The following is a 24,602-nucleotide window of genomic DNA, read 5'->3' as shown; positions in this document are numbered from 1 at the left end:
AGCTGTGTGACTTGATCACGACAGTTCGTGACCATAACAACGTGTCGAGGGGGCTTTCAATAACGATGCGGTCACCACGCCGATTTCCGGCCAAGATTGACCGGTGGCCAACCGAAATCCGAGGTGGTGTGGCAGGAGTCGGCGGTTGGGATGGGAGCAATCGTCCTGAACGGCCCGGAACTTGATGTGACATCGGAGGGTGGTGGGCAGCACGGTGCCCAGGAGCCGGCTCCGGCTCCTGGACGGGGTCACGCACCGTACGGCTTCCGCGGCACGGGTCCGCTCACCGCGCGGGCTCGACCGGTGCGGCGGCCTCGGGGTCGAGGAAGTCGCTCCTCTTGCGCAGCGGGGAGGCGAGCACCGGAACGGGGATCAGCAGGGTGCACAGGCAGCAGGCCAGCAGGGCGGTGCGGTTGCCGAACGCCTCGCCGAGCACGCCCGCGAGCAGGGCGCCGACGGGGAAGACGCCCCAGGAGACGAACCGGACGGTGGCCACCACGCGCGGCAGCAGCTCCGGTGCGACGGCCGTCTGGCGGTAGGTGCGGCCGATGATGGCGAAGGTGACGGTGCAGGCGCCCCAGCCCACGTTGCCCAGGAGGAACAGGGACAGGCCCCAGCCCGAGGAGGTGAACGGCATCAGCAGCGCGGAGAGCGGGGCGGCGAACAAGGTGAGGACCGCCGCCCGGGTGGCGCCCAGCCACTTGACCAGGGAGGTCGTGACGGCCGCGCCGAGGACCCCGCCCAGGCCGAGGCCGGCGATCAGGAGGCCCACGACGTAGGAGTCGGCCTCCACCGTGCGGACGAGGAAGACGGCGGTGAGCGCGTCGATCGCCGCGGTGGCGAAGTTGAACCCGGTGCCGACGAAGACGAGCCGGCTGATCACCGGGTGCCGCCGGACGTACTCGATGCCCTCGCGGATCTCGGCCGCCATGTTGCGATCGGCCTTCCTCGCCCCGCCGCCGCGGGGCGAGGGGACGGTCATCAGCAGCGTCGCCGAGACGACGTAGCTGACCACGTCCGCGATCAGGCTGTACGCGGCGCCGAGCGCCTGGACCAGGCTGCCGCCGAGGGCCGGGCCCGCGATCTGGGAGACCGACTCGCTGCCCTGGATCATGCTGTTGCTGGCGATCAGCCGCTCCTTGGCGACCACCGCCGGCAGGTACGTCGAGTAGCCCACCTCGAAGATCACGCTCGCCACGCTGATCACGAAGGCGACGATCACGAGCTGGGCGAGGGTCAGCACGTCGAGGTAGACGGCGGTCGGCACCGACACCAGCGCCGCGGCCCGGAGCAGGTCGGCGCCGACGAGGACGGGGCGCAGCGGGAGCCGGTCCACGATCACCCCGGCCGGCAGCCCGAACAGCAGCCAGGCGCACATGCCCGCCGCCGCCACCACACTCGTCTCGAAGGTGCCGGCGTCCAGTTCGAGGACGGCCACCAGCGGCATCGCGACGGTGGTGACGGCCGTGCCGAAGGCACTGGTGCTGTGCGCGGTCCAGATCCGCCAGAACACCGACCGGTCGGGCGGTGCGGGCTGCGTCGGGGACGTCATGGTGGGCTCCTACTAGACGGCGTGGGTGTCGTACAGTCGGCGTGGGCCGTCAGCGCAGCAGCGCCACTTCCTGATCGCGAGGACCCGGATGCGGGCCGGCTCGCACTCGACCCGCTCGGGGTGGAAGCCCGTCGCGGCGAGGATGCCGAGGAACTCGTCGGCGGTGTCGCCGCTCTCCCAGCGGGGACGGCCCATTTCCAGGTGCAGGGCGCCGTGCGGGATCAGTGTCCGGCAGTAGCCGTTCAGCGTCGTCAGGGCTTCCTTGGGCGCGGAGAACGGCTCCTCCCGGCCGCACCAGATGCCGTTCAGCACTCCGTCCCCGAAGGCCGAGGGGTCGGGTCGCGCCTGGTCCAGGGTGATGACGGGCCGTCGGCCGGTGACCTTGGCGTAGATGGTCTCCATGCCCTCCAGCCGGGCGGTGTCGAGCTCCGGGCGGCCCGGGGTGAACTCGGCCACCCGGATGTGCGGGGTCGGCGGCAGCGTGCCCATGAAGGCCCGCAGGACCGCCTCGTCCACCGGTGTGTCCATGGTTGTTCCTCCCCGTTCGTCGGTGTGGTCAGCGACCGAAGTCCTCGATCAGTTCCTGGAGCGCCTCGCCGCAGCCGCCGCAGCCCGTGCCCGCCAGGCAGCGGGCACCGATGTCGGCCGGCGAGTCCGCTCCCGCCCGGATCGCGGCGACGATCTCCGCCTCGGAGACCACTCGGCACACGCACACGATGCAGTCGGGGTCGGGGTCGTACAGGGCCATGGTCGAGCCCCCTCCGGGCTGCCGGATCAGCCGACGGCGATCCGCTTGCCGTCGATGACGAAGCAGCCGCGCTGCGGCTCGCGGGCGAGCAGGTCGACGTCCGGGAAGAACGTGCGGTGGGCGGTGAAGGAGACCAGGTGCCAGATGTCGGACTCCGGGACGCCCAGGCCGCGGACGTTGGCGATCTGCTGGTCGATCGGCTGGGTGCCGGCCGCGACGACGCCCTCGTGCTGGTACCAGAGGGAGTTCTCGGCCTCGCGGTGGAGGTGCTGGCCGCCCAGGTCCGGGGTGTCGCTGCGGTCCGTCATCAGCATCATGTTCGAGGGACCGGCCAGCTCGACCGCCCGCTTGGCGATCGCGAAGTCGACGTGCTCGCCGTCGAAGTTGAGGCAGGCGGTGATCCGGCCGGCGTGCGCGGCGCGGATGATCGCGGCGGGCACCGGGCCGACCTGCTCGTGCAGGTCCGCGAGGGACCAGGAGGGCAGGTCGTACGAGGCGATGACCGCGTCGCGCTCGGCCTTCGCCCGGGAGGTGCGGAACGCGTGCTTGATCAGCAGCGGCATCTCGTTGAAGAGGTGGTCCGTGATGACCCGGACGCCCCGGCCGGGGAAGTCCGCGGCCTCGGCCGCGCCGATCGCGGTCTCCACGCAGTCGGCACCCAGCTGGGGGTCCTCCCGGGTGAAGTGGCCCAGAGCCGGCCGGACGCCGCGCTCCACCAGGGTGGTGACGATCCATTCGAGGTCCGGGTAGCCCGTCGGCAGCGCCGGCGCGAGGTACGAGCCGGGCGTCAGGGCGTCGGGCGAGACCATGAGGTAGACCAGGCCGAGCGGACCGCAGGACGCGAGCTTCTCCCACTCCGCGCGGGAGGGCGCCCAGACCGAGCTGGCCGGGGTGCCGCCGAAGCTGGCGACCAGCGGGCCCTCCAGGGCGATCGCCCCGATGTGGGGGAGTTCCCCGTCGGCGCGCATCCGGGAGAACTCGCCCATGAACCCGACGAAGCCGTCGAGGCGCTCCTGGCGCAGGTAGAGCGTGGGGATGCAGACGATCCCCTCGGCCCGGGCGGCCTCGTTGAGCTCCTTCAGGTCCATCCGGCTGAAGTCGGAGAAGTCGACGTTGCCCAGGCCGTGGCAGTGGACCTCGACCGGCAGGCTCGGTACGAAGTAGCCGTCGGAGCCGGCGTCGGCGTTCGGCGCGTCGGACACGGACAGCCGGCCGTCGCTCCAGGTCACGGAGAGGGGTCGGGTGCGCTCGGGGGACAGCGAGGTGTTCGCTGTGAGCATGGTGGTCTTCATCTCTTTCCTATCGAGTCCATCTCGCGGTCCACCGCCACGTCCGACCTGGTGCGGGCGTCAGAAGACGACGGAGCCGGTCGTCGCGAGATATTCCAGAATTTCCTTGGTGTCTGCGGTGGCGGTCTCCGCATCGATGCCGTACTCGGCGGCCAGCAGCCGGCCGATGTCGGCGATCGAGTTCCGTCCGTCGATCTGCTTCCAGATGAAGCCGGCCGTCTCGGACAGCTCGAAGGCGTCCTTGCCCACGGCCACGAGGAACTTCCCGCGCAGGTTGCGGACCCGGACGTCGGGCCGGTACGACGGGACCCGGTCGACGGGGAGGTCGAGGTGCTCTGCCATCAGAGGACCACGCTCATCGAGATCCGGCGGCACACGGGCAGGACTTCGTTGACCCACGCCGCCGGGTCGGCCGGGTCGAACGACTGCATCGTCTCCAGCGCCCAGTACTCGTCGAAGGACAGCACCGACTGCTCCACGGCCCGGAAGCGCCTGGCCCGCCACTTGGCGTTCTGGCCGTACTCGGCGTGCGAGGCGAGCAGCGCGTCCACGGCGTACTCCAGGGCGACGCGGGCCGAGAGGACCGCGCTCTCCAGGTCGCCGATCGCCATCTGCCCCACGGCGTCCTCGACGCGGGTGTCGGAGTAGTTCAGGCCGCGCTGCACCAGGACGGAGCCGAAGGCGGAGTCCGCGAGCTCCTGCGCGCGCCGGGTCAGCCAGTCCGCGTTCTCGAGAGCCTGGCCGTGCCTCAGCCACTCCAGCGTGACCGTCTCCTGGCGGTCGAGCTGGACGCCCTCGCCCACGGCGCTCTCGAAGGCCTGGTGCGAGACCTTCGACAGGACGGTGTCGATCTGCTTGTCGGTCAGGTACCGGATGTCGCAGCGGGTGCCGTCGGCGTACGTCTCGATGGCGCGGAACTCGTCCGCGCCGAACGGGATCGGGGCGCCGCCGAGGCTGCCGCTCCACGGTTCCCCGGTGATGACGAACAGGTCGATGTCGCTGCTCGGGTTGCCCCAGCCGCGCACGATTGAGCCCGCCTGGAAGATGCAGAGCGGGGCGTCCGGGAGGAGGCCTTGGGCGCGCAACTCCGGTAGACAGGAGGACGAGTTGTCAGCCATGGCTCTCTTTCTGTGAACGTTGGTGCTCGAGCAGGACGGACGGCGCGTTGTTGACCAGGTGGGCCAGCAGCGCGGGGAGGATCGAGCCGGACAGCGCGACCAGGGCCAGCAGGGAGAGAGCGGCCAGGAGTTCGACGGCCAGGACCCGCGGCGCCTTGCGCCAGTGGCTGTCGCCGACGTGGTGGCGGGCGATGAACGCGGCCGCGCCCAGGAGCGGGACCACGAGGCCGGCCGGCCCGACCGCCGTGACGGCGAACGACCGGTACAGCGCCTCTTCACCGAAGGGCGCCAGGACGCCCGTCGCCACCCTGGTCCGCGCCTGGAGCGGGGTGGACGGGCCGACGAGGAAGGCCAGGTCGCCGGAGACGAGCAGCCGGAAGTTCATCCCGCCGGCCAGCAGCAGGACCGCGGCCACCCCGAGCGCCACGGCGTACCACCACCAGGCCGTGCCCCGGGTGAGCCAGGGCATGCCGGTGGTGGCGGCGACCGCGACGAAGGAGATCGGGACGGCGACGGCGATCGCGTTCTCGCTCCAGTAGGCGACGCCGGTGCGCAGGGTCCGCGGCATTCGCCACGGCAGCAGTCCGGCCAGGGCGTCCAGGGCGACGAGCGCGGCGGCGGCGCGCCAGGCTCCGCCCTGGGACCAGAGCGCCACCGCGAAGGCGACCATCACGGCCGCCGACAGCAGGCGCACGAGCTGCGGCGGCCAGGCCGCGCGGTCGAAGGCGTGGGCCAGGAAACCGGTGTCGGCGGCCGCGGGCGCCGGGGGCGGCGTACTCATCGCAGGGCCGGCTCCCCGGCCCCGGACTCCACGGTGATCAGACCGACGGCCAGGGCCTCCTGGAACAGCTCGGCCACGTCGGCGAGTTCACCGCCGGTCTTGGCCAGAGCCTCGGCCAGGGTGAGGGTGCCGTCGAGGGACTGCAGCAGTGCCAGCCAGGCGGCGTCCTCGGAGGCCGAGATCTCGTACTCGAAGCTTCCGTCGACCACCACGAACCAGGAGTCCGGCTGCGCGGGCACGGTGGCGAGCAGGGCGTTGTCGGCCAGCGCGTAGACCGCCTGGCGGTCGATCTCCGGTTCGCTCACGACCCGGGCGAGGATCTCCGGGGCCTCGCGCTCCCAGTCGCCGATCTTCAGCTCCACCGGGACGGGACGGGCGGCGGCCAGCGCCGGCGCCGCCGGCAGCTGTGCGGTCATCGTCTCCAGCAGGCCGAGGTTGACGAGCCGTAGCAGCAGCTCGATGCTGCCGGTGCTGGGGCTGTGCACCAGCCGGTCGAGGGTGGTGCGCAGCCCGTCGGCGTCGAGGTGGCGGCGCGCGTTGTCGCTGGACAGGGCCTCCTCCAGGAGGGCGGCGCCGTCCTGGGCGAGGATCCGGGTCAGGACGCGGTTGGTGTGCCGGGCGCCTTCGCCGTAGAAGAAGTAGCCCTTGGGGCGGGTGCGGATCTCCTCGGGCAGGATGCCCTTCATCGCCTCGCGGACGATGCGCTTGTCCCACAGCAGCGCCGAGCGGCGGTCGGCGGGGATCCGGGCGACGAGTTCGACGAGGCGGTGGTCGAGGAAGGGGACGCGGGCCTCGACCCCGTTCCCGGCGGCGGTGCGGTCCTCGTGCCAGACGTTGTACTGCTCCAACGTGCGGTACTGCCAGGCGAAGTAGCCGGCGTAGTGGTCGTCCGCGTACCGCGAGGAGGGGTCGATGACCGCGTCGTTGAGCAGCGGGACGCCCTCGTGCTCCCACCAGTGGCCGAGCCTCGGGTTGCGCTCCAGCGCCTGCCGTCGGTGCAGGTCACGGAGGTTGGCCTCGAAGGAGTCCCAGTCGCCGCCCTCGCCGGCGAAGTTCGGGATGTAGCCGCCGTTGATCTCGTCGGCGGCGGCGCCCAGCAGCATGCCCTTGATGTCGGGGAAGTTCTGCCGGGCGAAGCGGTGCATCTCGAACTTGTAGAAGACCTCGGGGCCCACCATCGGGGTCTCCGCCAGCCAGACGAGGTCGCGCCACTCCTGCGGGCCGGGGACGCGGTCGGAGCCGATGAGCACCTGGTGGTTGGTCAGGCCCAGCAGTTCGGCGGTCCGGTGGCCGCCGCGGGCGTCGCCGTTGAGGGCGGTGCCGGGCGTCAGCGCGGTGAAGGTCTGGAGGCCGCCGCCCGGGGCGAGCGCCGCGACGGCGGCGGAGTCGATGCCCCCGCTGAGGAACAGGCCGAGCTCGGTGTCGGCGGTGGCGCAGTCGGCGACGGAAGCGGCGAGCAGGTCGCGGAACTCGGCGACGTAGTCCTCGTCCGTCATGTCGGAGTGGGCGTCGGGGCCGGGCAGTTCCCAGTAGCGGTGCTCGCTGGTGGCGCCGTCCTGGAGGCGGATCTGCAGGATCGTGCCGGGTGCCACGATCCGGATGTCCTCGAACCAGGTGGTGATGCGGCCGTGCACGAACCCGGGCGTGGCGTTCATGTCGTACTCGCTGAGCGCGCGGCTCCAGTCGACCCGGCGCGGGGTGGCGCCGTCCGCGAACAGGGCCTTCATCTCCGAGCCGAAGACGATGCGCTCGTCGTTGCGGTGGTAGTAGAGCGGCTTGATGCCGAAGCGGTCGCGCCCCATCAGCAGGACGCCGCGGGCGCGGTCCCACAGGACGAAGGCGAACATGCCGTTCACCCGGTCGAGGAAGCGCAGACCGTCGCGCTGGTAGAGGTAGAGGAGTACCTCGCAGTCGGAGCCGGTGCTCAGCCGGGTGCCGGCGGGCAGGCCGGCGGCGAGCTCCCGGTGGTTGTAGACCTCGCCATTGGCGATCAGGACGAGATCGCCGTCCGAGCTGACGAGCGGTTGGGCGCCGTCCTCCGGGTTGACCAGGGAGAGCCGGTTGAAGGCCATGCCCACGGGGCCGTCACAGAGCAGTCGCCGGTCGTCGGGTCCGCGGTGGGCGAGTGTGCGGGCGAACGCCTCCAGGAGTCCACCGGCCTCCTCGGGCAGGGCAGTCCCGTCGATCCGGGCTACCCCAGCGATGCCACACATTCTCCACACTCCGTCCGCTGAAAAACAGAAAAAGCGAGCCACTGGGAAATCGACAGGAGGCTCCGAAAGGTGCGCCACGCCCGTTTCCGGGCGTGGCGCACAACGCGTCATCAGACGCCGTTCGACAGGATGGTGCCCGTGCCGACCTTCTTGGCAGACGGCTTGATGTACTTCTTCATGACTTTCACCTCCTCCTTTGGCATGGATTCGGAGGATTCAGTTCCGCGTGGGTGCGTTGACGCAACGCGATGTGTCACAACGGTGAACAAGGCACCGTCGATCCCACCGAAACTCTCATCAGCACACCCGCAGTGCTCGGAATGAGCGGAAGTGCGGCGCTGGTACCCCCGTACCGGGCGGTTCGGAGTCATCTCCGTAACCGCTGCGTTAACTTCCTATCGCGGTTGAGGAGTCGCGGTCAACCCCTGATCGGCCCTGGCTGCTGTTGCTTCTGAGGCTCCGTCGGCTCGTGTGGCCGGCGATCCAGCCGGTTTGTCCGAATTCCCCTGCCGGGGGGCGTGGAGGGGGGTGTGTCCCATTTGCGGGCGAAAACTGCTGGATGCTCTGGTCGAACGCCCCGGGGAGTTTTCTCCTTTACTTGTCGGGCGGGCCTGATCTATGGTCGAGCTCATGCCCGCAAAACGGTCAGTCATTGCCTGCCCGGAGTCGTCGGTAGCGGACGAGTACCAAAGCAAATTCGGTAATTGGGATCAGCGAGCGAGCGTTCGTATAAAACCGATCCGCGTACTCGCGCAGCCGTCGGACGGCCAGGTTTATTTCCCGCCGGAACTGGTCCCCGTGGTATCCCACCCGATTGTGCGCGGTGCCGCACCCGAGACGGTTCGCCGCATACTCGTGGAGCGGCTCTGCCACTACCTGCACTTCACCACGGAGCTGGAGTCCGTCGCCGTGCTCCCGGTCACCGTGGCCCTCAGCCGCGGCCGGGACGACCTCGACCTGGCCGCGGCCATGCGGGAGGACGCGTTCAAGATCTCGACGGACGAGGCCTGGCACGCCCAGTTCTCCCGCGACCTCATGACCCAGGTGGCCGCGGAGGCGGGCATCGCCCTGGAGCTGGCCGAACCCACCTTCATCGGCCGGCTGGAGGAGATCCGCGCGCTCATGCAGCCCGAGCTGCGCGGTACTCAGTCGCTCGCCTTCTGCATCGTCAGCGAGACGCTGATCTCGGCGATCCTCTCCGACCTCCCGCGCGACCGCCGGCTGCCCACCGCGGTCCGCGACCTGGTCCGCGACCACGCCGAGGACGAGGGCAAGCACCACGCGTACTTCCACAGCGTGCTCAAGTACTTCTGGCACTCGCTGAGCGCCCGGCAGCGCCGACTGCTCGGACCCTGGCTGCCCGAGTTGATCACGGTCTTCCTCGAACCGGACTACCCGGCCGTCGCGCGGGCCCTGCTCGCCGCCGGACTCAGCACCGGCGAGGCGGAGACCGTCATGGCCGAGTCGTACCCGGCCGCCCAGGTGCGGGCCTCCATCGCCGAGGCCGGCCGGACGACCACCCGCTACTTCGCCGAGATCGGCGCGCTGGACGACCCGGGGACCCTGGACGCGTTCCACGCGGCCGGCCTGACCGACGGGCTCTCCCTGTGAGCCGACGAACGAACCAGAAGGACACCGCGGTGAAGACAGAAGACCTCGAGACGGCGGCCGCCCCCGGGGTGCTCCTCCACGACATCCCCGCCGACCTGGTGCGGACGGTGACCCGGTCGCCGGCCAAGGCACGGCTGTACGGGGTGGACAACTACTTCCGGGAGAGCAGCCGGCTCTTCGGCGACGACCTCGACGACGTGCTGCGCACCACCCTGTGCGTGCTCAAGCCCGAGGCGGCCGCCGGCCGGCGCTACCGCCCGGCCCTCGACGCCCTGCGCGAGAACGGCTTCCGCCCGGTCGACGCGGTCCGCTTCCGCCACCACCGGCTCACCGTCCGGGAGACCTGGCGCTTCCAGCTGAACTTCGCCAGCCGGGAGCGGATCGACGCGATGGACCTGGTCCTCGGTACGTCCGACTCGGTGATGCTGGTCCTGCGGGACGAGCGCTGGACGCCCGACGACGTCCCGGCCGCCGTCCGGCTGACCGCCCTCAAGGGGCCGTCCGACCCGGCGCAGCGCCGCCCCGAGCACCTGCGCAGCCGACTCGGCGCGGTCAACGGCCTGTTCAACTTCACCCACACCTCGGACGAGCCGATCGACGTGATGCGCGAGATCGCCATCGTGTGCGACGAGGAGCGCCGCCGGCTGCTGCACGCCCGGGTGCGCGGCGGGCACGACGCGGTGCCCGAGGCCCTCGCCGCCTTCGCGGAGCTGGAGGCCGAGACCCCCGCGCACGACCTGGACCTGGACAACAGCTGGCGCCGGCTGGCCGCGACCGACGGGCCGATCGGTGATCTGGCGCGCGACCACGCGGCCGGCCGGGAGGTGCCGGTCGGGCGGATCGCCGCGGCCCTGCGTGCCGGTGCGGACGGCCCGGCCCAGCACTGGGACCTGCTCAGCGTGCTCACGCACACCCTGCGCTTCAACGAACCGGGCATCGGGCGGATCTTTCCCAACGTCCTGCTCGAGTCCTGGCAGCGCACCGCCGCGGTCCGGGCATGAACGGCCTCCCCGACGCGCTCGCCGGGCTGAGCTCCGTCCGTCGGCCCCCGGCGGACTTCGACGCCTTCTGGAAGGACACCCTGGACGCGGCGGCACACCCGCTGGACCCGGTGTTCACCGAGGTCGCCGCTGAGCTGACCGCCGCCACGGTGTACGACGTGTCCTTCGCGGGCTCGCGCGGCCACCGCATCGCGGCCTGGCTGGTCGTGCCCCGGCACGCTCCGGCGGCCGTCGGGTGCGTGGTGCAGTTCCTGGGCTACGGCGAGGGCCGCGGGGCCCCGCTGGACTGGCTGCTGTGGCCGGCGGTCGGCCGGGCCGTGCTGGTGGTCGACACCCGGGGCCAGGGGGGCGCGAACCTGCGCCCGGGTAGCACCCCCGATCCGGTGGGTGCGACGCACCCGCAGGTCCCGGGGTTCGTCACCCGGGGCCTGCTGGACCCGGCCGAGTACTACTACCGGGACGCCTATGTCGACGCCGTGCGCGCGGTGGACACCGCGCTCGCCCACCCGGCGGTGGACCCGGAGCGGATCGTCGTCTCCGGGTGCAGCCAGGGCGGTCTGCTGGCGCTCGCCGCCGCGGCGCTGCACGACCGGGTGGCGGCGGCGCTGGTCGAGTCCCCGTTCCTGTGCGAGGTGACCGACCCGGCGCGGCTGCCGGACCGCCAGCCCTACCGCGAACTGTTGCGGTTCTGCCAGTTCCATCCGCAGCACGCCGCCCGCGCGATGGACACGCTGGCCTACTTCGACGGCGTCGCGCTGGCCGAACGCGCCGCCTGCCCGGCACTGTTCTCCCTCGCGATGCGGGACCAGGTCTGCTCACCGGCCTCCGTCGCCACCACGTACCACCACTACGCCGGACCGAAGCGGATCGGGGTGTGGCCCTTCGCCGGACACGCCGAGCCCAACGGCTACCAGCGCCGGGCGGAGGTGGAGTTCGTCGCCGGGGTCCTCGGCGACCGTCCCGGTGTCCACGCCGTGCCGTCCGGCGCGGCACCGGTTTCCTGAAGAGAGGGAAGCACACGTGCTGTCCGAAGCGTTGCCAGACCACGAGCGGCTCAGCGAAGTCGACCAGGACGTCCTCGACCAGCTCACCTGGTCCTCGGAGAAGGCCCGGATGTACTCCGTGGAGCAGTACCTCCGGGAGAGCTGCTGGACCTTCGGCGGGGACCTGCCGGAGATGCTCGGCGTCACGCTGTGCATGCTCAAGGCCGAGGCCACCGCGGGCCGTCGGCTGCGCTCCGCCGTCCGGGCCCTGGCCGGCGCCGGCTTCGTGCCGGTCGACGTGGTGGTCTTCCGGCACGACCGGCACACCATCCGCGAGGTCTGGCGCCACCACTTCAACATCGCCACCTGGGACCGGGTCGAGGCGATGGACCTGATCCTGCCCAGCATCGACACGGTCTGCCTGGTGCTCAAGGACACCCGGTGGGCGCCCGGCGGGCTGCCGGCCGCGATCCGCCTGAACTCCCTCAAGGGTCCGGCCGACCCGGCCCAGCGCCGCCCCGACCACCTGCGCCACCAACTGGGCGTGGTCAACGGCCTGTTCAACTTCATGCACTGCTCGGACGAGCCGATCGACGTGTTCCGGGAGATCGCCGTGCTGTGCGACGACGACCGTCGCGCCGTGATGCGCGAACGGATCCTCGCCGACCACGACGCCCTCCCCGAGGTGTCGGCCGTCTTCGACGCGCTGGAGAGCCGCCACCCGGCCCACGACTTCGACTACGAGCTCAGCTGGGAGCGCCTGCTCCGGGTCCCGGGCCCGCCGGGCGAGCTGGCCGCCCGCCGGGCCGCCGGCGATTCGGTCGGGCTGGGCGAGGTCCTGGCCGCCACCCACGGCGTCCCGTACGAGCACCCCAACCGCTGGGACCTGCTGACCGTGATCACCCACCTGCTGACCGAGATGAACATCCCGGGGGTGGAGACGAGCGTGCCGAACGTCACCGCGGACTGGGACGGGCCGCGGTGAGCGCGGCGGGCAAGCTGCTCACCGTCAACCTCGGCGTGGAACGCACCGGGCCGTGGACCTCCAACGGGCGCAGCGGCATCGACAAGCAGCCGGTGCCCGGCCCGGTCATGGCCCGGGCCGGCGGGCTCGACGGCGACCTGATCGTCAACACCAAGGCGCACGGCGGCGTCGACAAGGCGGTGTACGCGTTCGCGCGCGAGGACGCCGGCTTCTGGGAGCGGGAGCTCGGCCGGACCGTGGCGCCGGGGAACGTCGGGGAGAACTTCTCCACCGTCGGCGTCGACGTCACCCACGCCGAGATCGGCGAGCGCTGGCGGATCGGCGGCGCCGTCTTCGAGGTGATCCGCCCGCGCAAGCCCTGCCGGGTCTTCGCGGGCTTCTGGGACGTCCCGGACCTGGTCGAGCGGTTCATCGCGCACGGGGCGCCCGGTGCCTACCTGCGGGTCCTGACCGAGGGCGAGGTCTCACCGGGCGATCCGGTCGAGGTGGTCGAGCGGCCCGGCCACGGGGTCACCGTCAACCTGATGCTGCGCGCGATCACCACGGAGCCGGAGCTGCTGCCGCTGATGCTGACGGCGCCGCAGATGCTCCCCAAGATCCAGGACAGGGCGCGCCGCTGGCTCGCCGCTCAGCAGGACCGACACGCGTACGTGGGAAAGGAACAGTGACTGCCGTGACCGCCATCGGTGATCAGCTCATCGACTCCGCCCGGCTGGCCGGGCTCGCCTGGGAGGACCTGCCGGTCCTCCACGACCAGCTCGCCGAGCTGCTGGAGGAACTGAGCACGGAGGAGTGGCTCAACGCGGCCTTCGACCACGTCCTGGCCACGCCCGAGCTGCTGGTGCAGAGCGAGCGGCTGCAGGAACTGGACCGGGTGGTCCTCGTCAACGACGCCGCCAGCGGGGTGCGGGTGCGGCTGCACGTCTTCCGCGCCCGCGAGTTCGACCGCCCGCACAACCACCGCTGGACCTTCGGCAACCGGGTGCTGGCCGGCAGCTACCGCCACTACCTGTACGGCGACTACGACGAGCTGACCACCGACACCAAGATCGGTGAGCCCTTCATGGTCCGGGACGAGACGCCGGGCACCGGCTACGTGATCCGCCACACGCTGGTCCACTCGGTCGCCGCGGTACCCGACACCACCTCGCTGATCGTCCGCGGCCCGGCCGCCAAGGACCGCTTCGTGGTCATGAACAGCGACACCGGCGAGGCCTGGTGGCAGTACGGGCACGCGGTCGAGGACGAGGCGGAGATCGCCAGGCGGCGCCTGGGCGCGGAGAAGGTCCGCGGGATCCGCGACCTGCTGGTGCGCCAGGGCGTCCTCCACTGATCCGGCCACCCGGCCACCCCGACCCGCGGAGCGCACCCATGACCCACGAGATCGAGCGGAAGTTCCTCGTCCACGACTTCGTCCCACCGCCGGCCGCGACCGCGCAGCGGGTCCGGCAGGGCTACGTCGCGATCACCGAGGAGGGCACCGAGGTCCGGATCCGGCGCGCCTCGGGCCGGCAGACGCTGACCGTCAAGAGCGGCACCGGTCTGGTCCGGGTGGAGGTCGAACGGGAGATCGGCGAGGAGGACTTCGACGCCCTGTGGCCCACGACCGCGGGCGCCAGGATCGAGAAGGACCGCTACCGGCTGCCGGACGGCCCGCACACCGTCGTCGTCGACGTCTACCACGGCGCGCTGCACGGACTGTGCACCGCCGAGGTCGAGTTCCCCTCCGTCGAGGCGGCGCAGCGGTACACGCCCCCCGGCTGGGTGGGCGAAGACATCACGGGTGCGGTCGGCTACCTCAACCGGTCGCTGTCGACCCACGGCATTCCCGCGCACGAAGAGAACACGAGGAACGACCACCATGGGAACTGACTTCCCCCACCCCGACGACCTGGCCGCCCTGCGGAGCCTGTCCAGCCTCCAGCCGCTGTACAGCACCGAGCGCTCGCTGGCCGCCATCGCCACGATCGGCGCACAGGAGGCGGCCCGCTTCCTGGAGACCCTGCGGATGCGGACGCTGGTGATGTCGCGGCTCGCCCCGTACGAGGACCGGCCGGGCGTGCGCGGCTGCATGGCCGCGATGCGCCCCAAGGCGGACAGCCTCAAGCGGATGCACAAGGTCCTGGACGCCAACCTGGAGATGCTGGAGCGGATCGCCCGCGACTCGGGCCTCCAGTTCTTCGCGATCAAGGGGCTCGGCGCCCGCGCGACGTACACCGACCCCGGCGTGCGCGACTTCAGCGACCTGGACATCTTCGTCCGGACCCGGGCCGAGGCCAGCGTCCTGGTGCGGGCGCTGCGCCTGGAGCACGGCTACCAGTACCTGAAGGCCGAGCTGCCCTGGATCAAGTACGACCCGACCGAGAACCTCGTGTACGGGCAGTTCCCGCTGGTCGCGCCGGACGGCGCGGACGACCTGCTGAACGTGGACATCCACTTCGGCGACTACTCGGTGCGGCACAGCAGCCGGCTCGGGCTGACCCCGCAGCTGCCCGCCCAGGAGCCCGGCATCCGGGTCCTCGCGCCCGAGGAGAACCTCGCCTGCGTCGTCAACAACGCCGCGGGCGACTACTTCGTGACGGCCAAGGACACCAACGACCTGCTGATGGCGCTCTCGCTGCCGGAGTTCGACGTCCCGCGCTTCGCCGCCCGGCTGCGCCAGTCCGGCCTGGAGGGCTTCCTCGGCTTCATCGTGGCCGAGCTGCGGGCCGGCACCGCCCTGACGGCGGCGCAGGAGGAGCGGCTGCGCACCCTGCCCTCGGTGCGCACCCTGGAGCCGGCGCCGGACCCGCGGGCGCCGCACTGGGAGCGGCGCTGTCTGGGCACCACCGTGCACGCCTTCGGGGAGGGGCGCCGGCGCGGCGGGCTGGTCACCGCGGCGAAGCTGGCGGCCGACGCGTACGACTACTACCGCGGCCGGCTGTCGCTGAGCGTGGTCCGGGCGACCGGGGGGAAGACCGTCCGGCCCTTCGCGCTGAACCCGTGGACCTGCGTCCGGCTGGTACCGGTGGACATCGCCGAGGGCCTGCTCGACGGCGAGCCGGCGGTGCCGAACCCGGCCACCCCCGCCCGGCCCAAGGCGCTCTCGGCGGACCGGGGCATCCAACGGCTCGACACCCCGTACGGGCACTACGTGCGGATCGAGGACGAGACCTTCCTCGCCACCGTGGACTACCGGCTGCCGGGCGAGCTGATCGCCGGTGCCCGCGCGGCGGCCGCGGGCCGGGTCTGATGATCGACCTCGGCGGTCCGCCCCGCCCCTGGCCGGCGGACCTGGTCCGCCGCTTCGGCGCGGCGCACGACCGGGCCCTGGAGCGGGCGGACCGCTGGAGCACCCCGCCCGCGCAGGGCGACCCCGAACTGCTGGAACGGCTGGCCGAGTCGTTCGGCGTCCCGCCGGAACGGACGGTGGTCACCGGCGGGGTGCGCCAGTTCGCCGGAAGCTGGGCGGGCCGCACCCGGACGGCGCTGGTGGAACGGCCGGGCTTCGCCGACATCGGGACCGTGCTCGCCGGGGGCGCCGGAGTCAGCGCCCTGACCTGGGAGGAGCTCCCCGGCGCGGCGCGCGGATGCCCGGAGCCGGCGACGGTCTGGGTGACCAGCCCGCACCGCAACCCCGACGGCCGGTCGCTCGACTCCGCCGAACGCGCGGTCCTGGCGGAACTCGCCGCCGAGGGCCACCAGGTGGTGGTCAACCAGGTCTACCGGTGGTTCGCCCCGCCGGAGGAGCCGCCGGACGGTTGCTGGGGCGTGACGTCGCTGGCGAAGCTGTGCGGCGGCGGCAGCCGGCTCGGCTGGGCGACCTGGCCCGTCGGCACCGCCCCGCCGCCGACGCTGCGCGCCGCCGGGCCCGCCACCACCTGGCAGCGGGCCTGGGCCGGGTTCCTGGAGCCGTCCGCGCTCGACTCGCTGGTCCGGGCGTGCGTCGAACCCACGCTGGAGGCGCGCCGGCTGTTCACCGACCGGCTCGGCGACCTGCTGGGCTGGGAGTTCACCGGGGGCGGCATGTCCCTGCTGCTGTCCTGGCGCGGCGCCACGGAGGAACGGGTGCTGGCCGAGTTCGCCGAGCTGGAGCTCGCGGTCGGGCCCGGGCCGGCCTTCGACGCGCCGCCCGGATCGGTGCGGCTCGCGTTCTCCGGCGTCGACGCGCAGGAGGCGGTGCGGGCCGCCGACCGGGTGGCCCGGCTGGCGGCCCGCGCGGCCGGAGCGCTGGCGCCCGGCGGGTAGACCGGGGCCGTGGCCGGCCGGTTCCGTCGACCGGTCGGCCCGTCGCCGGACGGGTCCGTCGTCGGACGTCGGACCGGTCAGGCAGCGGCGCGGGCGTACGCGGTCAGCCAGTCGAGGTCGCGGTGCCCGGCGCCGTAGCGCTGCCGCTCGTTGACGAGGCGCACGTCGGGCCCGGGGAAGCCGGCCGCCTCCAGCAGACCGCGGACCCGGTCCGCGGTCTGGTAGCGGAAGAAGCGGGCGGCGTCGGCGCTGAACGACTCGACGAACTCCTCCTCGCCCTCCCCCTCCTTGAAGCTGACGAAGAGCGCCCCGCCGGCCCGCAGCACCCGGCGGAACTCGGACAGCGCGGCCGCCACCTGCTCGTCCTTGAGGTGCAGCAGCGTCGCCTGGGACCAGACGCCCGCGAAGGAGGCGTCGGGGAGGTCCAGCGCGCACACGTCCATGTGCCGGAAGTCCAGCGCGGGGTGGAGCTCCCGGGCCCGGGCGAGGAAGGGCTCGCTCAGGTCGATCCCGGTCACCGCCACGCCCCTGGCCGCCAGCAGGGCCGTGTCGCGGCCGAAGGCGCACCCGGCGTCCAGGACCGGCCCGGCCGGATCGGGGAGCATCCGGGTGAAGCGGTCGAGCTCCTCGTCCGGAACCATGCCCCTGGTGGCGGATTCGTACTTGTCGACGCCGTGCTCGTAGGCGGCGATGGTGCGTGAGAGGTAGTCAAGCATGCCTGGGAACCTACCCTCGTGGGGCCCGGAACGGGCCCGAACCGGCCGGAACGGGCCGGAAGGGGCGCCCCCGGCGGGGCGCCCCTTCCGGGCGGGTCAGGACTGTGCGGCGAGCAGCGCGGCCAGTCCGTCCAGCCCCCGGTCGAGGGTGGCCGGGTCGACCTGGCTGACGGAGAGCCGCAGTTGGTGCTCCCCGCCCGCGCCCGGGTAGAAGTGCGACATCGGCGTCCAGATCACCCCGTACTCCGAGGCCGAGCGTTCGAGCAGCGCGTCGTCCACCACGCACGGCACCGTGAGCACCAGGAAGAACCCGCCGCGCGGCTCGTTCCAGGTCACCCCGCCGCCGGGCGGGAAGCGCCGGGCCAGGCCCTCCAGCACCAGCGAGAGGTTGCGCCGGTAGAGCGCGGCGACCTCGGCGTTGGCGGTCCGCAGGCTGTGGCCGTGCTCCAGCAGCGCGCCGCCGATCACGGCCTGGGCGATCGGCGAGGTGTTCACCGTGGTCATGCTCTTGATCATGCCGAGCAGGTCGGCGAACAGCGCGGTGGAGCCCTGTCCGTCGTCCACCAGCTGGTCCGCCACCACGTACCCGACCCGGGCGCCGGGCAGGGCCGTCTTGGCGAAGGAGCCGAGGTGGACCACCCGCCGGTCGGTGTCCAGCGCCTTGAGCGAGGGCAGCCGCTCCTCGCCGGCGAACACGCAGTACGGGTTGTCCTCCAGCAGCAGGATGTCCTCCTCGCCCGCCAGCGCCAGCAGCTCCCGGCGCAGCTCCAGCGGCAGGCTGGCCCCGCTCGGGTTGGCCACGTCCGGCACCAGGTAGAGCGCCCGCGGGCGCAGCCCCTCGGCCCGGGCGGCGGCCAGCCGGCGGCGCAGGTCGGCGAGGTCCACGCCGTCCGGGCCGTCGGCGACCGCCCGTACCGGCAGGTCCGCCAGCAGCGCCGCGCCGGTCAGCCCCACGTAGGTGGGGGAGACGGCCAGCACCACGTCCTCGGGGCCGCGGCGCAGCGCCCGCAGCACCAGGAACATCGCCTCCTGGCAGCCCACCGTCACCACGATCGACTCGGCGGGCACCTCGATGCCCTCGTCGGTGGCGAGGTGGGTGGCGATCAGGTCGTGGATGATCCCCTTGGTCCGCCCGTACTGGAGCACCTGGCGGCGCGCCGCCTCCTCGGTCAGCCCGCGCTCGGTGCGCAGGTGGTCGAGGTAGCGGTCCAGGTGGCGGTGGACGGCGTCCAGCTCGAAGAACTGCTCGGCCGGGCGGCCGGCCGCGAAGGAGACCGCCTCCGGGTAGCGGATGGAGATCTCGTTGAGCAGGTTCATCGAGGTCATCGCCGGGTCGGCGAGGGACGTGTGCAGGCCCGCCAGCAGCAGGTCGTGCGGTGCGGCGATGGTGGTCACGGGGTGCTCCAGGTGGGGCAGGGCAGGGTGGTGGTGCGCAGGTCGGCGGCGGCCCGCAGGTCGGCGCAGCCCGCGAGGCCGAGCGCGTGCCGCAGCTCGGTGGCGAGCAGGTCGAGGACCTCGGTGCAGCCCGCCTCGCCGCCGGCCGCCAGGCCCCAGATCAGCGGGCGCCCGAGCAGTACCCCGGAGGCGCCGAGGGCCAGCGCGGTGAGCACGTCCGAGCCGCCGCGCACCCCGCTGTCCATCAGCACCTGGCAGTCCTCGCCGGCCAGCGCCTCGGCGACGGCCGGCAGGACCGTCAGCGCGGGTACGGCCCGGTCGAGCTGGCGGCCGCCGTGGTTGGAGACCACCACGGCCGCGGCGCCGAGCCCGGCGGCCCGGCGCGCGTCGCCCGGGTCGAGCACGCCCTTGACCACCAGCGGCAGCGCGGTCTGCCCGCGCAGCCACTCGAGGTCGGCCCAGGTGACGCCGGGGGAGAGCAGTTCGGCGGTGTGCGCGGCGACCGCCGAGACGGCGGTGGTGGACTCGTGCGCCCGCCCCGCGGCGCCGCCCTCCAGCAGCGCCGCGCGGACGTCCCCGGGCAGCGCGAAGGCGTTCCTGGCGTCGCGCAGCCGGCGGCCCATGTACGGCACGTCGGCGGTGACCACCAGGGCCTCGCTGCCGGCCTGCTCGGCGGCCTTGACCAGGTCGAGCAGCCGGCCGCGGTCGCGCAGCCAGTACAGCTGGAACCAGAGCGTGGCACCGGTCCCGGCCAGCTCCTCGAAGCCGACGCTGCTGAGCGTCCCGACGGTGAACGGCACGCCCGCGGCGGCGCAGGCGCGGGCCGAGGCCAGCTCGCCCTCGGGGTGGAACAGCCGGTGGTAGGCGACGGGTGCCGCCGCCACCGGCAGGGTCGCCCGGCTGCGCACCAGGGTGGCGGCGGTGTCCCGGGTGCTGACGTCGGTCAGCACCCGGGGCACCAGGCCCACCCGGTCGAAGGCGGTCCGGTTGGCGGCGAGGGTCAGCTCGCGCTCGGCGCCGCCCTCCAGCCACTCCCAGACCTCGGGCGCGAGCACGGCCCGGGCCCGGTCGGCGTACTCCGCGACGGAGAGCGCCGGGCGCCCGTCGGCCGGGTCGGTCGGTGGTTCGTCGCGGACGGACGCGCTCATCCGGCCACTTCGCTGGCGTTGCGCTGGAGCTCCACGGCCTCGTAGAGGGCGCGGATGTTGTTGCTGCCGAAGTTGCGGGCCCGGATGCGCTCGATCACCTCGAAGAAGAAGGTGTTCCGGGGGTGCTGGGAGCGGGTGAAGATCTGGAACAGCTGGCCGTCGTGGTCCTGGTCGACCAGCAGGTTCAGCTCCCGCAGCTGGTCGGTGGAGTGGCGCAGCGGGGTCAGGCGGCCGGGCAGGGCGTCGTAGTAGGTCTGCGGGGTGCGCAGGAACGGCACGCCGCGCTCGGCCATGGTGGAGACGGAGTGCACCGCGTCCTCGGAGGCGAAGGCGACGTGCTGCACCCCGGCGCCGCCGTGGCCGGCCAGGAAGGAGGCGATCTGGCCGCCCGCGTCCGCGGCGAGCGGCTCGATCAGGGTGAGGGTGACGCTGTGGTCGGCGCTCTGCACGACGGCCGAGTCCATGCCGAGGGTGCCGAACTCGACCCGCTCCTCGAAGATCGTCCGGAAGCCGAAGACCTCGCGGTAGCGGTGCTCGGTCGTGCGCAGCTCGCCGAACGGGACCAGGACCGCGAAGTGGTCGACGGAGCGCAGGCCGACCTCGCCCTCGCCGGTCAGCGGGAGCGGGTCCGGCAGGCCGGGGATGCGGCCGGCCGGCGTCCCGGGGCCGCGCTCGACCAGGGTGTGCACCACGTCGCCGAAGGCGTCGACCACCGCGGTGACGCAGCCGTCGGCGGCCAGCGGCGGGCGCAGCGCGGCGGCGCCGCGGTCGGTCAGGGTCCGGAACGCGTCGGCGGCGTCCGGCACCCGCAGGCCGAGGGCGGCCACGCCGTCGCCGTGCCGCTCCAGGTAGTCGGTGGCCGGGTGGCCGGCGGCCAGCGGCTGGGTGACCAGCAGCCGGATCGAGGACTGGCCGAACAGGGCGGACAGGCAGCGCTCGGCGGCCTCGCCGCGCTCGGTCGGCGGGACGAGCAGCTCGAAGCCGTACTCCTCGGTCAGCCGGGTGGTCTCGGCGCCCAGGTCGGCCGTGTAGAACTCGACGTGGTCCAGCTCGACGGGGATCGGGGTGACGGTGGGAGAGGAACGGTCGGTCATCTGAGGAGCTCTCTCGTGAGGAGGAACGGGAGGTGCCGAAGGGCGGTCGGACGTCGGGCGTGCGGGGTGGTGCGGGGTGGTGCGGGCGTGCGGGTGCTGCGGGCCGGCGTCGGTCAGGTGGGCTGGAGGTCCTTGGCGTCCTCCGGCTCGGCCGGGCCGTCGCCCTCGGCCTGCGGCCCGGTCTCCGGGGGCTCCGTCGGGGCCTCCGGCTTGCCGATCAGGTGGGCGGCCGCCAGCAGCGCGCCGACCACCATCACGCCCAGCACCACCCGGAAGTCCAGGGCGGCCACCAGGCCGGAGCCGACGCCGACGGCCAGCGCCTGCGGCGCGGTGAGCGAGAGGTTGACGGCCGCCTGGGCGCGCCCCATCAGCTGCGGCGGGGTGGACGCCTGGGCGGCGGTGGCGAGCCCGACCAGGGCGGCCGGGATGCCCGCGCCCGCGATCACCAGGCCGGCCGACACCACGTACAGCGACGGGGCGAGCAGCAGGACGGTCCCGAGGCCGAACACCGCCGATCCGGCCATGACCGTCCGGCGCGGCCCGAGCCGGCCGATCAGCAGGCCGCCGACCACCGAGCCGGCCAGCGCGCCGACGGCCTCGGTGGTCTCCAGCACGCCGAGGAACTGCGGCGAGCGGTGCAGCCCGTGCTGGGTCAGCGCGAACAGCACCGGCTGGAGCAGGCTCAGGACGAAGCCGGCGGCGGCGGTGGCCACCACCAGCGGCCGCAGCCCGACCGAGGAGCGCAGGTGGACGAAGCCCGCCAGCACCTCGGTGCGCCACCGCAGGCCCGAGGGCTCCGGCTTGACCTCCGCCACCCGCAGGGTGAGGAAGCTCAGCGCCGCCAGCAGCAGCACGGCGAGGTCGGCCACGGCCACCACGTGCCCGCCGAACCAGCCGTAGAGGCCCGAGCCGAGCAGTGGCGCCACCAGGGTGGTGCCGGCCCGGGCGCTCTGGGTCAACCCGGCTGCCGCGCCGAAGTCCTGACGTTCCGTCAGGATGCTGCGCAGCAGCGCGCTCTGGGCCGGCGCCAGGACGGCTCCGGCCAGACCGCAGACCGTGGCGGTGCAGTAGATGATCCAGACGGTGTCCCGGCCGTCGACCAGCAGCAGCGGCAGCAGCGAGACCGCCACCGCCAGATTGACCCCGACCAGCAGCGGCTTGCGGCGGACCCGGTCGGCGAGCAGGCCGCCCAGCGGCAGCAGCAGCAGCGGCGCGGAGAAGCAGAACAGCACCAGACCGGCGGCGGAGTTGCTGCCGGTCAGCACCTTGGCCCAGATGCCGAGGGCGATGGAGAGGGCGCTGTCACCGAGGACGGACAGGGTCTGCCCGGCGAGGTAGCGCCGGAACTCCGGGCGGGCCAACAGCGGGTGCATGGCGGTTCCTTCGCTGCGCCGACGGCGCTTCGGGTGTGCGGGTGCATGCGGTTCGTGCGGTGGTGCGGCAGTGCGGGGATGCGCGGTGGTGCGGTGGTGCGGTGGTGCGGTGGTGCGGGTTCGTGCGGTGGTGCGGTGGTGCGGTGGCCGGGGCGCCCGCGGGCGCCCCGGGTGCCCGGGGTGCGCCCTGACGCACGTGGGGTGCTCAGGGCGCCGGGCGGTCAGCGGGCGACGGGGTGGGCCGGGGCCAGCGGAGCGACGGCGGCGAATCCCTCGATCACCGCGTCGTTGGCGTCCTTCTCGCCGATGGCGACCCGGATGCCCTGGCCGGGGTAGTAGCGGACGGCCACGCCCAGGCGCTCCAGCTCCGCGCGCAGCGGGAGCTGGTCGCCGGGGGCGTCGACCCACAGGAAGTTGGTGACGCTGGGCGCCACCGTCCAGCCGAGCCGCAGCAGTTCGGCCTCGGTGCGGGCCCGCTCCGCCGCGATCTCCTCGATCCGCCGCGTCATCTCGTCCTCGGCGGCGACGGCGGCGAGCAGACCCGCCTCCTGGAGCCTGTTCACCGCGTACGGCACCTGGTGGTCCCGCACCCGCTGCGCCAGGGACTCCTCCGCCAGCGCGTAGCCGATCCGCAGCGCGGCGATGCCGTGCGACTTGGAGAGGGTGCGCAGCACCACCAGGTTCGGCCACTCGGCGATCCGGGCCGGCACGTCCGGGGCCTGCCAGTCCCGGGCGAAGTCGACGTACGCCTCGTCGAGCAGGATCAGCGCGGTGGACGGCACCCGGCGGAAGAACTCCGTCAGTTCGGCCCAGGAGTAGACCGTGCCGGTCGGGTTGTGCGGGTTGCACAGCACGACGATCCGGGTGCGCTCGTCCATCCGCCCGGCCATCGCCGCCAGGTCGTGCCGGGCGTCGGGGCCGAGCGGGACCGGCCGGGCCTCGGCCCGGGCGATCTCGCAGAACAGCGGGTACGCGTCGAAGCAGGGCGCCGAGTGCACCACGTTGTCGCCGGGCTCGACCACCGTGTGGAAGAGGTCCAGCGCCACACCCGCCGAGCCGTGGCCGACCACGACCTGGCCCGCCGGGACGCCCTGCCAGTCGGCGATGATCCCGGCGATCCGCTCCGGACGGAAGTCCGGGTAGCGGTGCAGGTCGGCACCGGCCTTGGCCAGCGCGGCCAGCACCGACGGCAGCGGCGGGTACGGGTGCTCGTTCTGCGCCAGCAGGTATCTGGCGCTCGACGGGGCGGCCATCAGTCGGCCTGGAGGACGTAGAGCCAGGAGTGCGGGGTGGCCAGCGCCTCGACGCGGTCGATCCGCAGGCCGGCGTCGGTGAAGAGCTCCTCGTAGGTGGCCTTGGTGTGCAGCGGGACGCCCATCATCGCGTGCGCCAGCTCGAAGCCCACCGAGAAGACCGGCTGGGCGCCGTCGGAGGTGCCCGGGTCGCGCAGCATGGTGTCGCCCAGGACGAAGGTGCGGGCCTTCGGGAAGGCCTCCCGCATCCGGGTGAAGATCGAGGAGCGGGTGGCCGGGTCGGCCAGCAGGTCGTGCAGCAGGAAGAAGCTCATCACGGTGTCGACCTCGGCCACCTCGGCGGCCTCGGCGTCGTTGTCGATCTGGGTGCCGAGCAGGCCCAGCACGTCCGCGCGGACGGCGGTGACCCGGTCCTGCATGCCGGCCTCGACGATGTCGCGGCGGGCGATGTCGGTGGCCGGGCGGCTGATGTCGATGCCCAGGCCGCGGGTGCCCTCGCGCTGCGAGACCACCCGGCGCACCCGGGCGGAGGTGCCGGAGCCCAGGTCGGCGATGGTGCGGAAGTCGATGCCGTTGAGCACGTCGGTCAGCTGGGCGGCGAACAGCGACTGGTCGCACTGGGCGGAGCCGAGGGCGACCATCGCCTCGTCGCGGAAGACGTCCTTGTCGTACTGGTGGGTGCCGGCGCTCAGGTGGCCGGCGCGGCCGAACACGTCGTGGTAGCCGCCGACGGCCCAGGTGAAGTAGCCGCGCGCGGCGGCGATCTCCAGGCCCGCCTCGGTGGGCAGGTAGGCGTCGCCGTCGGCCTTGAGGTAGCCGTAGTCGGAGGCGGCGCGCAGCACGGCCTCGGTCCGGGCGGTGTCGCCGGCCTGGGCGGTGGCCTCGGCGGCCGAGAGCGGCTCGCCGCGCCCGATCTGCTCCAGCAGGCCGATCCGGTCCAGCGCGAAGATCACGTTGGCGGCGATGAAGCCGTTGTAGGCGTCGGTCGAGGTGAGCGGCGACGGGGTGATGCCACGCCAGGTGTCGGGGATGGCCGCAGTCGTCATGGTGGGTCCGTTTCTCCGTGGGCGGGCCGGGTGCGGTCCGCGTGGTGTGCGCAGGTCGGTCGCCTGCGG

24 protein-coding genes are annotated in these 24,602 nt (G+C 72.9%); 9 read left to right on the top strand and 15 right to left on the bottom strand.

From position 1 onward, the window contains the following. Nucleotides 1-283 precede the first annotated feature (283 nt). From ACIQI7_RS33350 to asnB, 8 genes are read right to left on the bottom strand one after another with little or no spacing between them, the layout of a single operon-like run. On the bottom strand, nt 284-1,552 hold the full coding sequence (locus ACIQI7_RS33350; RefSeq protein WP_401117356.1) for an MFS transporter: 1,269 nt from the start codon (nt 1,550-1,552) through the stop codon (nt 284-286). A 12-nt stretch (nt 1,553-1,564) separates the two neighbouring features. Next, nucleotides 1,565-2,080: a hypothetical protein gene (locus ACIQI7_RS33345; RefSeq protein WP_401117355.1), complete on the bottom strand. Its 516-nt coding sequence runs from the start codon at nt 2,078-2,080 to the stop codon at nt 1,565-1,567. Between the two features lie 28 nt (nt 2,081-2,108). Next, complete coding sequence (locus tag ACIQI7_RS33340; RefSeq protein WP_401117353.1) at nt 2,109-2,300, bottom strand: bacterioferritin-associated ferredoxin; 192 nt, start codon at nt 2,298-2,300, stop codon at nt 2,109-2,111. A gap of 26 nt (nt 2,301-2,326) precedes the next feature. Beyond that, complete coding sequence (locus ACIQI7_RS33335) at nt 2,327-3,592, bottom strand: hypothetical protein (RefSeq protein ID WP_401117351.1); 1,266 nt, start codon at nt 3,590-3,592, stop codon at nt 2,327-2,329. Between the two features lie 57 nt (nt 3,593-3,649). Beyond that, nucleotides 3,650-3,931, bottom strand: a complete 282-nt coding sequence (locus ACIQI7_RS33330) for a PqqD family protein (RefSeq protein ID WP_401117349.1) — start codon at nt 3,929-3,931, stop codon at nt 3,650-3,652. After that, nucleotides 3,931-4,707: a hypothetical protein gene (locus ACIQI7_RS33325; protein WP_401117347.1), complete on the bottom strand. Its 777-nt coding sequence runs from the start codon at nt 4,705-4,707 to the stop codon at nt 3,931-3,933. The genes ACIQI7_RS33330 and ACIQI7_RS33325 overlap by 1 nt, the downstream gene beginning before the upstream one ends. Continuing rightward, nucleotides 4,700-5,488 carry a type II CAAX prenyl endopeptidase Rce1 family protein gene (locus tag ACIQI7_RS33320; protein ID WP_401117345.1) on the bottom strand — a complete coding sequence of 263 codons (789 nt, stop codon included), beginning with the start codon at nt 5,486-5,488 and terminating at the stop codon, nt 4,700-4,702. The genes ACIQI7_RS33325 and ACIQI7_RS33320 overlap by 8 nt, the downstream gene beginning before the upstream one ends. After that, nucleotides 5,485-7,701 carry an asparagine synthase (glutamine-hydrolyzing) gene (asnB, locus tag ACIQI7_RS33315; protein ID WP_401117343.1) on the bottom strand — a complete coding sequence of 739 codons (2,217 nt, stop codon included), beginning with the start codon at nt 7,699-7,701 and terminating at the stop codon, nt 5,485-5,487. Before asnB ends, ACIQI7_RS33320 begins: the two co-directional genes overlap by 4 nt. Before the next feature lie 618 nt (nt 7,702-8,319). On the opposite strand from asnB, the gene ACIQI7_RS33310 reads away from it, so the two are divergent. Genes ACIQI7_RS33310 through ACIQI7_RS33270 form a run of 9 tightly spaced genes read left to right on the top strand, consistent with a single transcriptional unit; the run spans nt 8,320 to nt 16,508 of the window. Next, nucleotides 8,320-9,312, top strand: coding sequence for a diiron oxygenase (locus tag ACIQI7_RS33310; protein WP_401117341.1), 993 nt, complete (start codon nt 8,320-8,322; stop codon nt 9,310-9,312). A 29-nt stretch (nt 9,313-9,341) separates the two neighbouring features. Next, a complete protein-coding gene (locus ACIQI7_RS33305; RefSeq protein ID WP_401117339.1) occupies nt 9,342-10,313 on the top strand; it encodes a nucleoside-diphosphate kinase in 972 nt (323 codons plus the stop codon). Further along, nucleotides 10,310-11,317 carry an acetylxylan esterase gene (locus ACIQI7_RS33300; RefSeq protein ID WP_401117337.1) on the top strand — a complete coding sequence of 336 codons (1,008 nt, stop codon included), beginning with the start codon at nt 10,310-10,312 and terminating at the stop codon, nt 11,315-11,317. The genes ACIQI7_RS33305 and ACIQI7_RS33300 overlap by 4 nt, the downstream gene beginning before the upstream one ends. 16 nt (nt 11,318-11,333) lie before the next feature. Further along, on the top strand, nt 11,334-12,281 hold the full coding sequence (locus ACIQI7_RS33295; protein ID WP_401117335.1) for a nucleoside-diphosphate kinase: 948 nt from the start codon (nt 11,334-11,336) through the stop codon (nt 12,279-12,281). Continuing rightward, the gene (locus ACIQI7_RS33290; protein WP_401117333.1) at nt 12,278-12,949 is read left to right on the top strand and encodes an MOSC domain-containing protein; all 672 of its coding nucleotides are present in this window, start codon (nt 12,278-12,280) and stop codon (nt 12,947-12,949) included. Before ACIQI7_RS33295 ends, ACIQI7_RS33290 begins: the two co-directional genes overlap by 4 nt. A gap of 5 nt (nt 12,950-12,954) precedes the next feature. Then, the gene (locus ACIQI7_RS33285; protein ID WP_401117331.1) at nt 12,955-13,614 is read left to right on the top strand and encodes a hypothetical protein; all 660 of its coding nucleotides are present in this window, start codon (nt 12,955-12,957) and stop codon (nt 13,612-13,614) included. A 38-nt stretch (nt 13,615-13,652) separates the two neighbouring features. Beyond that, complete coding sequence (locus ACIQI7_RS33280; protein ID WP_401117329.1) at nt 13,653-14,153, top strand: CYTH domain-containing protein; 501 nt, start codon at nt 13,653-13,655, stop codon at nt 14,151-14,153. Next, on the top strand, nt 14,143-15,513 hold the full coding sequence (locus ACIQI7_RS33275) for a nucleotidyltransferase family protein (RefSeq protein WP_401117327.1): 1,371 nt from the start codon (nt 14,143-14,145) through the stop codon (nt 15,511-15,513). Before ACIQI7_RS33280 ends, ACIQI7_RS33275 begins: the two co-directional genes overlap by 11 nt. Beyond that, nucleotides 15,513-16,508 carry an aminotransferase class I/II-fold pyridoxal phosphate-dependent enzyme gene (locus ACIQI7_RS33270; protein ID WP_401117325.1) on the top strand — a complete coding sequence of 332 codons (996 nt, stop codon included), beginning with the start codon at nt 15,513-15,515 and terminating at the stop codon, nt 16,506-16,508. Before ACIQI7_RS33275 ends, ACIQI7_RS33270 begins: the two co-directional genes overlap by 1 nt. Before the next feature lie 77 nt (nt 16,509-16,585). On the opposite strand, the gene ACIQI7_RS33265 is transcribed toward ACIQI7_RS33270, so the two are convergent. From ACIQI7_RS33265 to ACIQI7_RS33235, 7 genes are all read right to left on the bottom strand, one after another. Next, on the bottom strand, nt 16,586-17,224 hold the full coding sequence (locus ACIQI7_RS33265; protein WP_401117323.1) for a class I SAM-dependent methyltransferase: 639 nt from the start codon (nt 17,222-17,224) through the stop codon (nt 16,586-16,588). Between the two features lie 96 nt (nt 17,225-17,320). Then, nucleotides 17,321-18,550 carry an aminotransferase class I/II-fold pyridoxal phosphate-dependent enzyme gene (locus ACIQI7_RS33260; protein WP_401117434.1) on the bottom strand — a complete coding sequence of 410 codons (1,230 nt, stop codon included), beginning with the start codon at nt 18,548-18,550 and terminating at the stop codon, nt 17,321-17,323. Nucleotides 18,551-18,615: 65 nt separating this feature from the next. Then, nucleotides 18,616-19,767 (bottom strand): alpha-hydroxy acid oxidase, encoded by a 1,152-nt coding sequence (locus ACIQI7_RS33255; RefSeq protein WP_401117321.1) that lies wholly within the window; start codon nt 19,765-19,767, stop codon nt 18,616-18,618. After that, the gene (gene hppD / locus ACIQI7_RS33250) at nt 19,764-20,861 is read right to left on the bottom strand and encodes a 4-hydroxyphenylpyruvate dioxygenase (protein WP_387758634.1); all 1,098 of its coding nucleotides are present in this window, start codon (nt 20,859-20,861) and stop codon (nt 19,764-19,766) included. The genes ACIQI7_RS33255 and hppD overlap by 4 nt, the downstream gene beginning before the upstream one ends. A gap of 113 nt (nt 20,862-20,974) precedes the next feature. Continuing rightward, nucleotides 20,975-22,234: an MFS transporter gene (locus ACIQI7_RS33245; RefSeq protein WP_401117318.1), complete on the bottom strand. Its 1,260-nt coding sequence runs from the start codon at nt 22,232-22,234 to the stop codon at nt 20,975-20,977. Between the two features lie 221 nt (nt 22,235-22,455). Then, nucleotides 22,456-23,487 (bottom strand): pyridoxal phosphate-dependent aminotransferase, encoded by a 1,032-nt coding sequence (locus ACIQI7_RS33240; protein WP_401117316.1) that lies wholly within the window; start codon nt 23,485-23,487, stop codon nt 22,456-22,458. Further along, nucleotides 23,487-24,533, bottom strand: a complete 1,047-nt coding sequence (locus tag ACIQI7_RS33235) for an SAM-dependent methyltransferase (RefSeq protein WP_387758639.1) — start codon at nt 24,531-24,533, stop codon at nt 23,487-23,489. The genes ACIQI7_RS33240 and ACIQI7_RS33235 overlap by 1 nt, the downstream gene beginning before the upstream one ends. Nucleotides 24,534-24,602: the final 69 nt, after the last annotated feature.

This window comes from Kitasatospora sp. NPDC092039, from assembly GCF_044756065.1.
Lineage (GTDB): Bacteria > Actinomycetota > Actinomycetes > Streptomycetales > Streptomycetaceae > Kitasatospora.
This window is presented reverse-complemented; position numbering and strand designations above follow the sequence as displayed.

Coding starts and splice junctions, on each gene's coding strand:
- ACIQI7_RS33350 (WP_401117356.1), bottom strand. CDS start 1,552: ATGACGTCCCCGACGCAGCCCGCACCGCCCGACCGGTCGGTGTTCTGG.
- ACIQI7_RS33345 (WP_401117355.1), bottom strand. CDS start 2,080: ATGGACACACCGGTGGACGAGGCGGTCCTGCGGGCCTTCATGGGCACG.
- ACIQI7_RS33340 (WP_401117353.1), bottom strand. CDS start 2,300: ATGGCCCTGTACGACCCCGACCCCGACTGCATCGTGTGCGTGTGCCGA.
- ACIQI7_RS33335 (WP_401117351.1), bottom strand. CDS start 3,592: ATGAAGACCACCATGCTCACAGCGAACACCTCGCTGTCCCCCGAGCGC.
- ACIQI7_RS33330 (WP_401117349.1), bottom strand. CDS start 3,931: ATGGCAGAGCACCTCGACCTCCCCGTCGACCGGGTCCCGTCGTACCGG.
- ACIQI7_RS33325 (WP_401117347.1), bottom strand. CDS start 4,707: ATGGCTGACAACTCGTCCTCCTGTCTACCGGAGTTGCGCGCCCAAGGC.
- ACIQI7_RS33320 (WP_401117345.1), bottom strand. CDS start 5,488: ATGAGTACGCCGCCCCCGGCGCCCGCGGCCGCCGACACCGGTTTCCTG.
- asnB (WP_401117343.1), bottom strand. CDS start 7,701: ATGTGTGGCATCGCTGGGGTAGCCCGGATCGACGGGACTGCCCTGCCC.
- ACIQI7_RS33310 (WP_401117341.1), top strand. CDS start 8,320: ATGGTCGAGCTCATGCCCGCAAAACGGTCAGTCATTGCCTGCCCGGAG.
- ACIQI7_RS33300 (WP_401117337.1), top strand. CDS start 10,310: ATGAACGGCCTCCCCGACGCGCTCGCCGGGCTGAGCTCCGTCCGTCGG.
- ACIQI7_RS33280 (WP_401117329.1), top strand. CDS start 13,653: ATGACCCACGAGATCGAGCGGAAGTTCCTCGTCCACGACTTCGTCCCA.
- ACIQI7_RS33275 (WP_401117327.1), top strand. CDS start 14,143: ATGGGAACTGACTTCCCCCACCCCGACGACCTGGCCGCCCTGCGGAGC.
- ACIQI7_RS33270 (WP_401117325.1), top strand. CDS start 15,513: ATGATCGACCTCGGCGGTCCGCCCCGCCCCTGGCCGGCGGACCTGGTC.
- ACIQI7_RS33265 (WP_401117323.1), bottom strand. CDS start 17,224: ATGCTTGACTACCTCTCACGCACCATCGCCGCCTACGAGCACGGCGTC.
- ACIQI7_RS33260 (WP_401117434.1), bottom strand. CDS start 18,550: ATGACCTCGATGAACCTGCTCAACGAGATCTCCATCCGCTACCCGGAG.
- ACIQI7_RS33255 (WP_401117321.1), bottom strand. CDS start 19,767: ATGAGCGCGTCCGTCCGCGACGAACCACCGACCGACCCGGCCGACGGG.
- hppD (WP_387758634.1), bottom strand. CDS start 20,861: ATGACCGACCGTTCCTCTCCCACCGTCACCCCGATCCCCGTCGAGCTG.
- ACIQI7_RS33245 (WP_401117318.1), bottom strand. CDS start 22,234: ATGCACCCGCTGTTGGCCCGCCCGGAGTTCCGGCGCTACCTCGCCGGG.
- ACIQI7_RS33240 (WP_401117316.1), bottom strand. CDS start 23,487: ATGGCCGCCCCGTCGAGCGCCAGATACCTGCTGGCGCAGAACGAGCAC.
- ACIQI7_RS33235 (WP_387758639.1), bottom strand. CDS start 24,533: ATGACGACTGCGGCCATCCCCGACACCTGGCGTGGCATCACCCCGTCG.